This is a genomic window from Phytomonospora endophytica (assembly GCF_014202425.1).
Taxonomy (GTDB): domain Bacteria; phylum Actinomycetota; class Actinomycetes; order Mycobacteriales; family Micromonosporaceae; genus Phytomonospora; species Phytomonospora endophytica.
Genome location: NZ_JACHGT010000005.1, coordinates 199,393 through 213,163, shown reverse-complemented (window position 1 = coordinate 213,163; position 13,771 = coordinate 199,393). Strand labels below are relative to the sequence as shown.

Sequence of the window (13,771 nt, the reverse complement as noted above, 5' to 3'; positions counted from 1 at the left end):
TCAGGCGGCCTGGAATCCGGCGGTGGTGAGCACGAGCTTCGCCGGGTCGGACAGGACGTGGTCGACGAAGGCGCGGGCGGTGGCCTTGTTGGGGGCGTTCCTCAGCACGGCGATCGGGTACTCGTTGATCGCGCCCGCCGACTCGGCGAACTCGACACCGTCCACATCGGACGCCGCGGCGATCGCGTCGGTCCGGTAGACCAGGGCCGCGTCGACCTCGCCGAGGGTGACCTTCGACAGCACGGACTTGACGTCCTGCTCGAAGGTGACCGGCGTCAGCTCCACCGAGGCCGCTTGGAGGGCCTTCTTCGCGGCCGCCCCACAGGGGACCTGCTCGGCGCACAGGGCGACCTTCACGTCGGGGCCGACGAGGTCGGACAGGCCGGTGATCCCCTTCGGGTTGCCCTTGGGGACGGCGATGACGAGCTGGTTCTTGACGAAGGTGACGGCCTCGCCGTCGACGTCGCCCGCGTCGGCGACGGTCGCCATGTTGGCCGGGGCGGCCGAGGCGAAGACGTCGGCGGGCGCGCCCTGCCCGATCTGGGTCGCGAGCGCCGAACTGCCGGCGAAGTTGAAGGTGACCTTCGTGCCGGGGTTGGCGGCCTCGAAGTCGGCGCCGATCCTCGTGAAGGACTCCGTCAGCGAGGCGGCCGCGAAGACCGTGATCTCGCCGGTGACCTCCGAACCGCCGCCACCGGCGTCGTCGTCGCCGCAGGCGGTCAACCCGACCGCGGCCAGCGCGATCAGCCCGGCGGCCAGTCCGCGTATCCAGCGTGCCTTCACGTGACGGTCCTCCCTCTGGCGGCCGGGGCGGGCCTCTCCACCACGACCGTCGTCGACTTGATGACGGCGACCGCGACCGACCCGACCCGCAGGTCGAGCTCGTCGACGGCCTCCCGGCTCATGAGCGAGACGACGCGGAAGGGACCGGCCTGGATGTCGACCTGGGCCATGACGGCGTCCTTGACGACGGCGGTGACGATCCCGCGCATCCGGTTGCGGGCCGAGGACAACTCGGAACCGGGTGTCGCGGCCTGGGCGGTGACGAAGGCGGCGAGGTCGGCGCCGGCGATGACACGGTGGCCGTGGTCGTCGCGCGCGGCGGCCAGCCGCCCGGCGTCGACCCAGCGGCGCACGGTGTCGGCGCTGACGCTGAGGAGCTCGGCGGCCTCGCTGATCCGGAAGTCGCTCACGCCGCCAGCCTAGCCCTCGCAGTTGCGAAGGCAAAGAGGCGGTTCAACACGCAAGTGCGAGCTGATGACACGAACCTCGGGCGCGCCGGATTTCCCCTCAACGTATGTGACACAAGGTGTCAGGTATCCCGGTTTACGGTCTCCCCGCACGATCCGACCGACCCGAGGGACACCACGATGACCGACACCCTGCCCACCGAGACGGCGACCGCCGACGGCCGCGGAGACTTCGACTTCTACCACGGCCGCTGGCACACCTCTCACCGCAAACTCCGCGACGTGCTCGACCCGGAATGCACCGAGTGGCTGGAGTTCGAGGGCGTCAACACCTGCTCGACGATCCTCGGCGGCCTCGGCAACACCGAGACGAGCACCTTCGACTACGAGACGCCCTTCGAGGGCTACACCCTGCGGCTCTACGACCCCGCCGCGGGACTCTGGCGGATCTGGTGGGCCTCGACCCGTCAGCCCGGCGTCATGGGCCCGCCCGTCGAAGGGAGCTTCGCAGACGGCAAGGGGATCTTCCTCGCCGACGAGGAACTCGCCGGGCGCATGACGAAGGTCCGCTTCGCGTGGACCGTCGTCTCCGAGGACGAAACGCACTGGGAGCAGTCGTTCTCCTACGACGAGGGCGCCACCTGGCGCGCCAACTGGTCCACCGTCTCCCGCCGGGAGAAGTGAGGCGGCGGGCGCGGCGCGTCCTCGCGCGCCGCGCCCGTCACCGCCCCACGAGCACCTTGAAGGCCTCGACGATCCCGCCCGCCGCGACCGAACTCAGGACCGAGCCGAGCATGGTCCACACCACGGTCGCGGCCCGGCTCACCTCGGGCTCGCGCAGGCCGCCCTCCTGCGAGGCGCGTCGCAGGACGTAGACGGCCTCCCACAGCTGACGCGACTGCTGGCGGTTGAGCGCCAGCTCCCGCTCGTGCTCCTCGACCAGGCGGACGACCTCGCCGAGCGCGGCCCGGGTCGCGCCATCGGAGAAGCCCCCGTGGTACTCGTGGCGGATCCCGCTCTGGCCACCGTGGATGTTCACGTCACCGTTCGCCGGGCTGTTGATGACACCGCCGTTGTAGGCGGTGTTGGTCTGCTGGAACCCGGGCAGGACACCGGCCGGCGGCCGTTCCCGGCGCGCGGACAGCCCGGGGAGGATGCGACGCAACTTCTTCTCCAATCGCTCGATGTCCGAGATCGTGGTGCGCGCGTCGAGCCGCTCGTACTGGCACCGCGCCAGCGCGGCGAGGTCGTCGGGGAGGCCTTCGCCCGACAGCGGCGGCAGCCCGTCGAGCAGGACCGGGATGACCGTGCGGCCCGCCGCCAGCGCCGTGGCGATCTCACGGCGCACCCAGTCCTCGGGGTTCTCCAGCCGGCGGCCCCCGTCGGCACCCGCCGCGTCGAGCCAGTACGGGCCCACGACGGCGAGCATCGCCGCACAACCGGCCGCCTGTTCGAGGAGCGTGGTGACGTAGTCGGCGCCCAAGGGGATCGAGTTGCTCGACCGGAACACCGCGTCCGGCCCGAGACGCGCCGAGAGCTCACGATGCAGGGTGTCGGCGGCGTGCTGGCCGTCCCTGTTGCGGAAGTTGATGAAGATCCTCGCCATGGACGGGCGCCCTCCTCGCGATCGACGGCCGGGAGACCCGTGCCACGCCGGTGGGACAAGCCTAGGGAGAAAGTCCGGTCACGGTAAGGGGCGCAAGGGGATCGGCAACGGGGACACGGGGAATCACCCGACGGGACTCACGCGGGGAGACGGCCCGCGACCGGCTCCCCGGGAAGGCTCTTGGCGCCGTCTCCGCCGACGAACGTGAACGCGACTCCGGCGGCGGCGAGCACGGCGGTGCTCGCCCCGCACGCGGGGGTGGGCGCGCGGGACGGCGCCGAGGCGCGGCGAGGACGCCGGGGCCGCACAAGGGTGGGACGGCGCAGGCGATGACGTGCACGACTCGACCCTTCGTCGTCACCGTCTCAGCCGGGGCCGGAAACCCTCCCCCACCGAGATCCCCGCCACGCCCTCACCGTCGGCGTCTCCGCCTCCGGCATCATTGCGGAGTTAAAGGACACCGACTGTGAGGCCGAGTCACCGTGAACAAGCGCACCAGCGCCGTCGACCCCGCGACGACCGAGCTCGTCGAGCAGGCCTTCGCCGGGGTGATCGCCGCAACCGACGCCGGGCTCGACCTCGCGCTCGATCTGGGCGCCTCGAAGCTGGCCGCGTCGGCCGCGACGTGGCCCGAGGTCGGCAGCGCCCTCCTCGCCTACGGCGAGGCCGCCGTCGGGCGGGCCTGGACGCGCGGCTGGCGGCCCGCCGACCTGGCGCGCGTCGCCCGCCGGGAGCTCGGTCCCGAGCAGGTCGCGCTCGCCGCCGACCTGATCGCGGCCGAAGGCAGGCGCCACGCCGTCGCGACGCTGGACCGCCGGTGGGTCGAGCAGTTGCGCGAACTGTCGGCCGATCAGACCTGGTGGAGCCGCGACGAGGAGTTCCTGCCGGGCTTCACCGCACGCCACCGGCTCGACCGCTTCAGCGCGGCGACGGCGGCGCTGGAACTGCTGCGCCTGTGGGCGCGCCTGCCCGCGATCACGCCGGTCGCGCCCGCGCCCGGTGAGGCGCCCCGGGAGATGTCGCGCGGCCCGGTGGCCGGCGAGTCGCCGATGTTGTCGCGGATCCGGGCACTGCTGGCCAAGGCCGAGTCGACCGATTTCCCCGACGAGGCCGAGGCCCTGACCGCCAAGGCGCAGGAGCTGATGGCCCGCCACAGCATCGACGAGGCGCTGCTGTCGGCCGGCCGGCCCGGCGACGCGCCCGGCGCGCTCCGCATCGGTGTCGACGCCCCCTACGAGAGCCCGAAGGCGATGCTCCTCGACGCCGTGGCCGACGCCAACCGCTGCCGCGCGGTCTGGTCGAAGGAGTACGGCTTCTGCACGATCGTCGGCTTCGACGCCGACCTCGATGCCGTCGACCTGCTCTACACCTCGCTGCTCGTGCAGGCCACGGCCGCGATGCAGCGCGCGGGCGACAAGCGGCACCAGGCCGGTGCCGCGCGGACCAAGTCCTTCCGCCAGTCGTTCCTGGTCGCCTACGCCATCCGCATCGGCGAGCGGCTCGCCGCGGCCGCCGCGCAGGTGGTCGACGAGGCGACGGCGGGCCTGCGCCCGCGTGCGGACGGGTCCGCCGGGGAGCCCGCGGCCGACGAGCGGCTGCTGCCGGTCCTGGCCGCGCGGGAGGTCGCCGTCGACGACGCGGTCGACGAGATGTTCGGGAAGCTGACCTCGCGGCGGGTCCGGATCGCCGACGACGCCGGCTGGTACGCCGGGCGGGAGGCCGCCGACCGGGCCTCGCTGCGCGGGCGGCCCGAGGCCGTCGGCCGCTGACCCCGCACACCAACCGCTGACACTTCGACGTATAGTGTCAGCATGTCAGATCCGCGCTCCCGCATCCTCGACGCCGCCGCCGCGGTGTTCGGCCGGTACGGCTACCGGCGCAGCACCATGGATCTGCTCGCCAAGGCCGCCGGGATGTCGAGGCCGGCCGTCTACCAGTACTTCGCAGGCAAGGAAGCCGTCTTCCACGCCCTCGGGGAACGACTCGTCGGCGAGGTCATCGCCGCCGCCGAACGGGCGCGCGACGCGCGGGACCTGTCCCTCGCCGAGCGCCTGTACGGGGTCCTGACCGCCAAACTCGACGCGGTGACCGGCGGTTTCGGCCCCGAGGCGCGCGCCGAGATCCTCGGCGAGGCCGTCGAGGTCACGCCCGCGCTCGTCGTCTCCTTCAAGGAGCGGCACACCGCGATCCTCGCCGAGGTGCTCGACGGTGAACCCGGCCTCGACCTGGCGGCGTTCCCCGCGCGGAACGTCGCGATCCTGCTGTCGGGCGCCCTCACCGGGATCGCCCAGGAGGCGGGGGAACCCGGCGAGCTGCGCGCCCTCCTGCGGGAGCACGTCGACCTCATCATCCGGGGCCTCGCGCGCCCCACGACCTAGGAGCACCGACATGTGGCAGATGGTCGCCCTGACCTTCCTCGCCGGCGTCTTCGCCGCCAACGCGACACCGCACTTCGTCAAGGGCATCACCAAGGAGCACTTCCCGACCGTCTTCGGCTCGGGCCCGCTGGTCAACGTCGTCGTCGGCTGGACCGGCTACGTCATCGCGGGCCTGCTGTTCAGCGTGTCCCGCGCCGGGACGCACCCGCGGCTGGCGTTCGCGGCGGTGTCGTTCGGAGTCCTGGTGATGGCCGTGTTCCACGCGTGGGTCGGTGCCTTCGGGAAGCGGACGGCGGTGCGGTCGTGACACTCGACTCCGGCCGGTTCATCCGGTGCGCCGCCCTGATCCGGCCCGGCCCTACCGGTGCTCCGGATTCTCGAAGTCGTACCGGCACCCCGCGTCCCAGCCGGAGCGCTGATTCCCGTACGCCGGGATCCCGCCCGCGCGCTTGAGCATCGCCGCCAGGTGCATGAGGTTCCAGGTCGCGAAGGTCGTGTTCCGGTTGGTGAAGTCGTTCTCCGGCCCGCCGGAGCCCTCGTCCAGATAGGACGGTCCGGGCCCGACCTCGCCGATCCAGCCCGCGTCGGCCTGGGGCGGGACGGTGTAGCCGATGTGCTGGAGGCTGTAGAGGACGTTCATCGCACAGTGCTTGAGGCCGTCCTCGTTCCCGGTGATCAGGCAGCCGCCGACCCGCCCGTAGTAGGCGTACTGGCCCGACGCGTTGAGCTCGCCCGAACCGGAGTACAGCCGCTCGATGACGCGCTTCATCACCGAGGAGTTGTCGCCGAGCCAGATCGGCCCGGCGAGCACGAGGATGTCGGCGTCGAGGACCCGGCGGTAGATCGCGGGCCAGGCGTCGGAGGCGGCGCCGTGCTCGGTCATGTCCGGGTAGACGCCGGTGGCGATGTCCTCGTCGGCGGCGCGCACCACCTCGACGGACACACCGTGCTTGGCCATGATGCCCGCGCTGACGTCGACGAGGCCCTGGGTGTTGCTGACGGCGGGCGAAGGCTTGAGGGTGCAGTTGACGAACATCGCGCGGAGGTCGTCGAAGCGGTATTCGGTCGGCATGGGGTCATCCTGGCACCGGAACCACGCCGTCCGGTGGAGGTTGACCGACGCGTCAACACACCGTTGGATCCGTGTCGGATCCCACCTCCCGGCACCTCCCCTTCCCTTCCACTTAGGCAAGCCTTACCATTCCGTGGTGTCCCACCCCCGTCCGTCGGCCCTCCGCCCCCTCAAACCGCGCCTCGGCAAGATCGCGCTCGGCTCCTTCGCGCTGACGTCCCACCAGATCTGCGAGGCGATGGTCCCGGTGGCGATCGGTCTGACCATCGACAACGGCATCGTCCCGCGCGACCCGGGCGGTTTCGCCACGCACATCGCCCTCCTCGCGGGCCTGTTCGTCGTCCTCAGCCTCAGCTGGCGCACGGGCTTCACCGTCCTGATGCGCGTCAGCCTGGAGATCGGCCACGACCTGCGCCAGACCGTCACCGACCGCGCCCTGCGCCCCGGCGGCCTCGCCGGACACCGCTCGGCCGGCGAGTCGACCGTCATCGCGACCTCCGACGCCACCCGCGTCAGCTCGCTCGCCTGGCAGGTCGGCGTGCAGGTCGCCGCGCTCGCCGCGGTCGCGACCTGCACGATCGCGCTCATGCGCGTCTCGGTCGTGCTCGGCCTGATCGTGCTGATCGCCTCGCCGCTGACGCTGCTGTTCATGCACCTGCTCTCCCGGCCGCTGGAACGGCGTAGCGAGGCCGAGCAGGAGGCCGCCGCCGCGGCCGGCGGGCTGGCCACCGAGTTCGTCTCGGGAATCCGCGTGGTGAAGGGGATCGGCGCCGAGACCGAGACCGCCCGGCGCTACCGGCTGACCAGCCGCGACTCACTGCGCGCGGCCGTGCGGGCGGTGCGCGCGAAGGCCGCCTACGACGGCGTCGCCACGACCGCGACCGCCGCGCTGACCGCGGGCGTCGCGCTGGTCGCGGGACTCTTCGCCCTCGACGACCGCATCGCCATCGGCCAGCTCGTCACCGTCGTCGGCCTCGCCCAGTTCGTGCAGGGCCCGATGACCCGCCTCGGCGCCTTCGGCGTCGAACTGGCGCAGAAGCGCGCGTCGGTCCGCCGCGTCGACGACTACGTCAACACCCCTCCGGCGATCACGCCCGTCGAGGCGCCCGAACCCGCCGACAAGACCTCCCTGCTCACGGTCACCCGCGACGACCACGGCACCTGGCCGGACCTGCGCGTCGGCGAGGGCGAGCGCGTCGGGGTCGTGTTCGCCGACCAGGCCGACGCGGTGTCCTTCGTGGCCGCGCTGACCCGCCGCGAGGCCCTCGAAGGGGGCCGGATCACCGTCGGTGGAAGGGATCTGGCCACCCTGACGCCGGACGAGGCCCGCGCCGGCGTGCACGCCCAGCCACGTGACGCGCGCGTGCTGACCGACACCGTCCGCGACAACCTGACCCTCGACGGCCCACTCGACGAGAAGGCCCTGCACGCCGCGGCCGTCGAAGACGTCCTCGCGGCCCTGCCGGGCGGGCTCGACGAGCGGCTCGAAGGCTCCGGGCGAACACTGTCGGGCGGACAGCGTCAGCGGGTGCTGCTGGCCCGCGCGCTGCACACACCGCAGCCGCTGCTGGTCCTGCACGACCCGACCTCGGCGCTCGACGCGGTCACCGAGTCCCATGTCGCCGCCGGTATCGCGGGACTCGACGGGCGCGGGATCGTGCTCGTCACGACCAGCCCGGCGCTGCTGTCGTCCTGCGACTCCGTGACCGCCCGCCTCGACGGCGAGTGGACGGCCGCGACGCACGCCGAACTCTTCGACTCCTCGGCCTCCTATCGGGAACTGGTGGGCGCGTGAACCTCCTCCCCATCGCCGACGCGGCGACGACGCGCCGTCTCACCTGGCGTCTGCTGACCCGCCGTCCCTGGGCGCCGGCCGGTGTCGCCGCGCTGTTCGTCATCGCCGCCGCGTGCGGCCTGGCCGCCCCGGCGCTGCTCGGCGTCATCGTGTCCACGGTGGACTCCGACGGGCCGGCCGGCACGATCGTGGCCGCCGCCGTCGGCATCCTCGGCGCGGGCGCGCTCGCGGCCTTCCTCACCGCCTACGCCCAGGCCGCCATGGCGCGGCTGCTGCAGAACGCCCTCGCCGACCTGCGCGAAGACGTCTTCGCCACCACCCTGCGCATCCCGCAGGCCTCGATCGAGCGCGCGGGCGTCGGCGACGTCCTCAGCCGGGTCTCCGGCGACGTCGAAGCCGTCGGCGAGGCCGTGAGCGGTGTCCTCCCGGCCTTCACCTCGGCGGCGTTCACAATCATCCTGACCGTCACCGGCCTCGGCGTCATCGACTGGCGCTTCGCCGTCGCCGCCGCGCTCGCCGCGCCGATCCAGGTCCTCGGGCTGCGCTGGTTCCTCGGCAAGTCCGGGCCGATGTACCGGCGGGTGCGCATCGCCGAGGGCGAGCGCACCGGACAGCTGGTCGAGGCCTTCGAGGGCGCGGGGACGATCACCTCGCTCGGCCGGGGCGAGCGGCACTCCGCGCGGGTCGCGTCGGCCTCGCGGGAGGCCGTGGAGCTGTCGATGGGCGCCACGAAGGTCATGGCGCGCTTCTGGAACCGGGTCAACACCGCCGAGTTCGTGGGTCTGGCCTCGGTGCTGGCCGTCGGGTACTGGCTGACGTCGTCGGGGCTGGCCGGGATCGGGATGGCGACGGCGGCGGCGCTGCTGTTCTTCCGGCTGTTCGACCCGATCGGGACGGTCCTCGCCGAGTTCGACGAGCTGCAGAAGGCCTTCGCCGGGCTGAGCCGCCTCTTCGGCGTGCTCCAGCACAAGGGCGACCCGGAGGTCGACGGTGGATGGACGGGTTCGGCCGGGCGGCTGGAGGTGCGCAACGTCTCCTTCTCCTACACGCCGGGGCGTCTCGTGCTCGACGACGTCTCGCTGACCGTCGCGCCCGGTGAGCGGGTGGCGGTCGTGGGCGCCTCGGGTTCGGGGAAGTCGACGCTGGCCGCGCTCATCGCCGGCATCCACCCGCCCGGCGAGGGGCGCGTGCTCCTCGACGGTGAACCGGTCGAGACCGGGCGGGCGGCGGCCTCGGGCGTCATGCTCGTGACGCAGGAGGTCCGCACCTTCAGCGGAACCGTCGCCGATAACCTGCGGCTCGCCTCACCCAAGGCCGACGACGCCGCTTTGGACGCGGCCGTGCGGGCCGTCGGCGCCGACTGGGTCGGCGAGCTGTCCGAAGGGCTCGCCACCGTCGTCGGCGAGCACGGCGTCGCCCTCACCGGTGAGCAGGCGCAGCAGCTCGCGCTGGCGCGGGTCGCGCTCGCCGGGCCCCGGCTGGCGATCCTCGACGAGGCGACCGCCGAGACCGGTGCGCGCGCGGCGAAACGGCTCGACCGGGCCACCGCCGAGGCCGTGGGGGGCGCCAGTGCGCTGATCATCGCCCACCGGCTCACCCAGGCCGCCGCGGCCGACCGGGTGATCGTGATGGAGGCCGGGCGGATCGTGGAGTCCGGCGCGCACGACGAGCTGACGCGGGCGGGCGGGCCGTACGCGCGCCTGTGGGAGGCGTGGACGCGGCACGCGCGGGGCACGGCGGTAACGTCGGGCGGATCGGGTACCGGCTGAACCGAGGAGAGCTGATGACCGGGGCGGAACTGTTCGAGATCAACATCGGCGTCTACGCGGCGGGCAAGAACCTCGTGCGGCTCGCCGCCGACTTCTCCCTCCTCCTTGAGGAGCGCGACCTGCCGAGCCAGCTGTCGGTGGCGCGATCCGAGGGCGACTTCTACGCCGACCTGGCCGGGCAGTGGCGGACCGAGAACCCCGGCGCCGACCCGGGGACCCGGGAACTGCACGAGATACGGGTGGGCGTCTACACCTCGCGCGAGGACATGGACGCGCTGCGGGCGGAGCTGATCCGGCTGCTCTGCCCCGACGCGGAGCACGACACGCCCTGCCCGGTCCCGTGGGCCTCGGGCTACATCGACGCGGGCGTCGGCGAGGACGGCGTGCCCGACCCCGACCAGTCGGGCTATCTCGGCGACGAGTACGGACATCTCGTACCGTCCTGAGTGGACACTTGACCTGGAGCGCGCTCCAGGTCGCACACTCCCGGTGAGGCCCTGGAATCAGGGCCGCACGGGAGGAAACACATGAGGTACCGCACCATCGGCACCGACCCTTCGACCCGCCGCGAGGTCAGCTCGCTGTCCCTCGGCGCGATGCTGTTCGGGACCGACACCGACGAGAAGACGTCCTTCGCCGTCCTCGACCGCTTCGTCGAGGCGGGCGGCACGTTCATCGACACGTCGAACAACTACGCCTTCTGGTACGACGACGGTCTCGGCGGCCAGAGCGAGGAACTGCTCGGCCGCTGGCTGCGCAGCCGGGACGCCTACGACCGGGTCGTCATCGCCACCAAGCTCGGCGCCCGGCCGCGCACGCCCGGCACGAGCTTCCTCGACAACCCCGAAGGCCTGTCCGCGAAGACGATCCGCGCCGCCGTCGAAGGCAGCCTCGAACGGCTCGGCGTCGAACGGCTCGACCTGCTCTACGCCCACATCGAGGACCGCGTGACGCCCGCCGAGGAGACCGTCGGCGCCTTCGGCGAGCTCGTCGCCGAGGGGACCGTCGGGCTGCTCGGGGTCAGCAACCACACGACCTGGCGCATCGAGCGCGCCCGCGCGATCGCGGCGGCGACGGGCGTCGCGGGCTACGAGGTGCTCCAGTACAGCCACAGTTATCTGCGGCCGCGCACCGACATACCGCGCGGGATGTTCCCCGACGGGGGCGTCCACCCGGGCACCGAGCTGCTGAGTTACCTGCGGGCCGAGCCGGGTCTGAGCCTGGTCGCCTACTCGCCGCTGCTCAAGGGTGCGTACACGCGAGCCGACAAGCCGCTCTCCGACGACTACGACCACCCGGGCACGCCCGCGCGGCTGGCGGCGCTGCGGGAGGTGGCCGCCGAGACCGGCGCGACGCTCAACCAGGTCGTGCTCGCCTGGCAGACGGGGCACGAGATCCCGATCATCCCGCTCGCCGGCGCGTCCTCGGTGGCGCAGCTCGACGAGATCCTCGGCTCGGTGGAGCTGGAGCTGACCGCCGAGCAGCGCGCGAAGCTCGACGCCGCGCACTAGGAGGCACCGGCCGGAGGCCGATCGGGCGTGCGCCCGGTCGGCCTCCGGCGTGTCCGGCCACCCCTGACGTCATCGGGCCGGGGCGATCGGGAATCGTCGTCGGGGAACCCGGACGGAACCGGGCTTGCCATATACGCACACCTATACGTATGCTCGATTCATGGAGGTCCCCATGCCGAACAAGACGATCTATGTCTCCGACGACGACATGCCGCTGTTCAAACGCGCGCAGGAGTTGGCCGGCGGCAGTCTGTCGGCCGCGATCGGCACCGCGCTGCGGCGCTACGTCGAACTCCACGAAGGCGCCGAGGAGGGCTACGAGGAGATCACCGTCCGCGTCGGCGTCGGCGTGGGCCGCAAGAAACGCTTCTCCGGCGTCCTCCTCGGCGAATGGGGCCGCTCGAAGGGCAGCAACGTCGAGGCCTACCAGGTCTACCGGACCCGCCGCGGCAAGTTCGTCGTGCACACCACCCGCAGCCAGTACTTCGACTCCAACGAGAGCGAGGACGGCAACTGGGTCAAGGACCTCAACTGGCGCACCCTGCTCGGCATCGGCGAGCAGGTCTGGGCCTCCGCCGAGGACGAGAAACGCATGGAGATCGTCGACACCCTCGCCGAACTCGAAGACAAGATCCCGCCGAAGTTGTACGAGATGGTCGCCATCCTGGCCGAGGAGCCCGCGGTGGAGGACCTGGACATCTGATGAATTGAGGAACCATGACCACCGCCCTGGCCGGGCCGGCCATCGAGACGGCCGGCCTGCGCAAATCCTTCGGGGACCACACGGTCCTCGACGGCATCGACCTGCGCATCCCCGAAGGATCGGTCTTCGCGCTGCTCGGCCCCAACGGCGCCGGTAAGACCACGATGGTGCGGATCCTGTCGACACTGATCCCCGCCGACGGCGGCCGCGCGTCGGTCGCCGGGCACGACGTCGCCGCCGAAGGCGACGCCGTCCGGGCCGTGATCGGCGTGACGGGCCAGTTCTCCGCGGTCGACAACCTGCTGACCGGCCGGGAGAACCTGATCCTGATGGCCGACCTGTACCACCTCGGCCGCGCCGAAGGCCGCCGTCGCGCCGACGAACTGCTCGCCCTCTTCGACCTCGCCGACGCCGGCGGCAAGATCCCCGCGGCCTACTCCGGCGGCATGAAACGCCGCCTCGACCTCGCCATGACCCTGGTCGGCCGCCCGCGCATCATCTTCCTCGACGAACCGACCACCGGCCTCGACCCGCGCAGCCGCCGGGCCGTGTGGGACATCGTCCGCGGCCTGGTCGCCGACGGCACCACCGTCTTCCTCACCACCCAGTACCTCGACGAGGCCGACCAGCTCGCCGACCGCGTCGCCGTCCTCGACCACGGCCGCTTCGTCGCCGAGGGCACGCCCGGCGAGCTCAAACGGCTCGTCCCCGGCGGTCACGTCCTGCTCCGCTTCACCACCCCGGCGAGCCTCGCCGCGGCGACCCGGCTCCTCCCCGGAGCCGCCGCCGACGAGGAGAACCTGACCCTGCGCGTCGAGGACGACGGCCGCGTCCGCTCGATGCGCGCGCTCCTGGAACGCATCGACGACGCCGGACTCGACGTCGGCGACCTGACCGTCCACCGCCCCGACCTCGACGACGTATTCCTCGCCATCACCGGACGCCCCGGCGCCGAAAAGGAGACCGCGCGATGAGCCACGCCATCACCGACTCGGCGACCATGCTGCGCCGCAACCTCCGTCGCGCGCTGCGCTACCCGGGCCTGACCGTGAGCATGCTCGCGATGCCGGTCCTGCTGATGCTGCTGTTCGTCTACGTCCTGGGCGGCGCCCTCGGCGGGGGCATCGGCGGCGACATCCGCTACGTCGACTACCTCACCCCCGGCATCGCCCTGATGACCATCACGACCTCGACGATGACGGCCGCCATCGGGGTCTGCTCCGACCTGACCGAAGGGATCATCGCCCGCTTCCGGACGATGCCCATCTCCCCCAACGCCGTCTTGACCGGCCGCGTCGTCGACAGCATGATCCAGACCCTGCTCAGCGTCGCCCTCGTCATCGCCGCGGCGACCCTGATGGGCTTTCGGCCGACCGCGACCTTCCCCGAATGGCTCGCGGCGACCGGGCTGGTCGTCCTGCTGACCTTCGGCGTGACGTGGCTGGCGATCGCGATGGGCCTGCTGTCGAAGAACCCCGAAGGCGCCAGCAACATCGTCATGCCCCTGGCCTACCTGCCGTTCCTGGGCAGCGCCTTCGTGCCGCCCGACTCGATGTCGGGAGGACTGCGCTGGTTCGCCGAACACCAGCCGTTCACGCCCATCATCGAGACCCTGCGCGGGCTGCTCCTCGGCACCGGCATCGGCACGAGCGGCTACTGGGCCGTCGGCTGGTGCCTGGCCATGACCGTCGGCGGCTACCTGTGGGCGCGCTCGACCTTCCGGAAACGCGCCCTGGAGGCCTGAACC

15 protein-coding genes are annotated in these 13,771 nt (G+C 72.2%); 11 read left to right on the top strand and 4 right to left on the bottom strand.

Features of this window, described 5'->3' with window-relative positions; all coding sequences use genetic code 11:
* Complete coding sequence (modA, locus tag HNR73_RS12865; RefSeq protein ID WP_184787633.1) at positions 1–783, bottom strand: molybdate ABC transporter substrate-binding protein; 783 nt, start codon at positions 781–783, stop codon at positions 1–3.
* Positions 780–1,193: a TOBE domain-containing protein gene (locus HNR73_RS12860; RefSeq protein WP_184787632.1), complete on the bottom strand. Its 414-nt coding sequence runs from the start codon at positions 1,191–1,193 to the stop codon at positions 780–782. Before HNR73_RS12860 ends, modA begins: the two co-directional genes overlap by 4 nt.
* Before the next feature lie 177 nt (positions 1,194–1,370).
* Between HNR73_RS12860 and HNR73_RS12855 the strand changes: the two genes are divergently transcribed.
* On the top strand, positions 1,371–1,874 hold the full coding sequence (locus tag HNR73_RS12855) for a hypothetical protein (RefSeq protein WP_184787631.1): 504 nt from the start codon (positions 1,371–1,373) through the stop codon (positions 1,872–1,874).
* 37 nt (positions 1,875–1,911) lie between these two features.
* Here the strand turns inward: HNR73_RS12855 and HNR73_RS12850 are convergent, their stop codons facing one another.
* Positions 1,912–2,796, bottom strand: a complete 885-nt coding sequence (locus tag HNR73_RS12850) for a TIR domain-containing protein (protein WP_184787630.1) — start codon at positions 2,794–2,796, stop codon at positions 1,912–1,914.
* Positions 2,797–3,278: 482 nt separating this feature from the next.
* Between HNR73_RS12850 and HNR73_RS40690 the strand changes: the two genes are divergently transcribed.
* Genes HNR73_RS40690 through HNR73_RS12835 form a run of 3 tightly spaced genes read left to right on the top strand, consistent with a single transcriptional unit; the run spans position 3,279 to position 5,481 of the window.
* A complete protein-coding gene (locus HNR73_RS40690) occupies positions 3,279–4,565 on the top strand; it encodes a DUF2786 domain-containing protein (protein ID WP_184787629.1) in 1,287 nt (428 codons plus the stop codon).
* 42 nt (positions 4,566–4,607) lie between these two features.
* Positions 4,608–5,174: a TetR/AcrR family transcriptional regulator gene (locus HNR73_RS12840; protein WP_184787628.1), complete on the top strand. Its 567-nt coding sequence runs from the start codon at positions 4,608–4,610 to the stop codon at positions 5,172–5,174.
* Positions 5,175–5,184: 10 nt separating this feature from the next.
* Positions 5,185–5,481 carry a hypothetical protein gene (locus HNR73_RS12835; protein ID WP_184787627.1) on the top strand — a complete coding sequence of 99 codons (297 nt, stop codon included), beginning with the start codon at positions 5,185–5,187 and terminating at the stop codon, positions 5,479–5,481.
* Positions 5,482–5,532: 51 nt separating this feature from the next.
* Here HNR73_RS12835 and HNR73_RS12830 read toward each other — a convergent pair whose 3' ends face one another.
* Positions 5,533–6,246, bottom strand: coding sequence for a flavodoxin family protein (locus tag HNR73_RS12830; RefSeq protein WP_184787626.1), 714 nt, complete (start codon positions 6,244–6,246; stop codon positions 5,533–5,535).
* Between the two features lie 136 nt (positions 6,247–6,382).
* Here HNR73_RS12830 and HNR73_RS12825 point away from each other — a divergent pair, with 136 nt between their 5' ends.
* The 7 genes from HNR73_RS12825 (at position 6,383) to HNR73_RS12795 (ending at position 13,768) form a co-directional block, all read left to right on the top strand.
* The gene (locus tag HNR73_RS12825) at positions 6,383–8,041 is read left to right on the top strand and encodes an ABC transporter transmembrane domain-containing protein (RefSeq protein WP_184787625.1); all 1,659 of its coding nucleotides are present in this window, start codon (positions 6,383–6,385) and stop codon (positions 8,039–8,041) included.
* On the top strand, positions 8,038–9,810 hold the full coding sequence (locus tag HNR73_RS12820) for an ABC transporter ATP-binding protein (protein ID WP_184787624.1): 1,773 nt from the start codon (positions 8,038–8,040) through the stop codon (positions 9,808–9,810). Before HNR73_RS12825 ends, HNR73_RS12820 begins: the two co-directional genes overlap by 4 nt.
* Before the next feature lie 14 nt (positions 9,811–9,824).
* Positions 9,825–10,256, top strand: a complete 432-nt coding sequence (locus HNR73_RS12815; protein WP_184787623.1) for a hypothetical protein — start codon at positions 9,825–9,827, stop codon at positions 10,254–10,256.
* A gap of 81 nt (positions 10,257–10,337) precedes the next feature.
* Positions 10,338–11,321, top strand: coding sequence for an aldo/keto reductase (locus HNR73_RS12810; protein ID WP_184787622.1), 984 nt, complete (start codon positions 10,338–10,340; stop codon positions 11,319–11,321).
* 160 nt (positions 11,322–11,481) lie between these two features.
* Positions 11,482–12,024 carry an EXLDI protein gene (locus HNR73_RS12805; protein ID WP_239122259.1) on the top strand — a complete coding sequence of 181 codons (543 nt, stop codon included), beginning with the start codon at positions 11,482–11,484 and terminating at the stop codon, positions 12,022–12,024.
* Between the two features lie 14 nt (positions 12,025–12,038).
* Positions 12,039–12,998: an ATP-binding cassette domain-containing protein gene (locus HNR73_RS12800; RefSeq protein WP_184787621.1), complete on the top strand. Its 960-nt coding sequence runs from the start codon at positions 12,039–12,041 to the stop codon at positions 12,996–12,998.
* The gene (locus HNR73_RS12795) at positions 12,995–13,768 is read left to right on the top strand and encodes an ABC transporter permease (RefSeq protein WP_184787620.1); all 774 of its coding nucleotides are present in this window, start codon (positions 12,995–12,997) and stop codon (positions 13,766–13,768) included. Before HNR73_RS12800 ends, HNR73_RS12795 begins: the two co-directional genes overlap by 4 nt.
* The last annotated feature ends 3 nt before the right edge of the window (positions 13,769–13,771 follow it).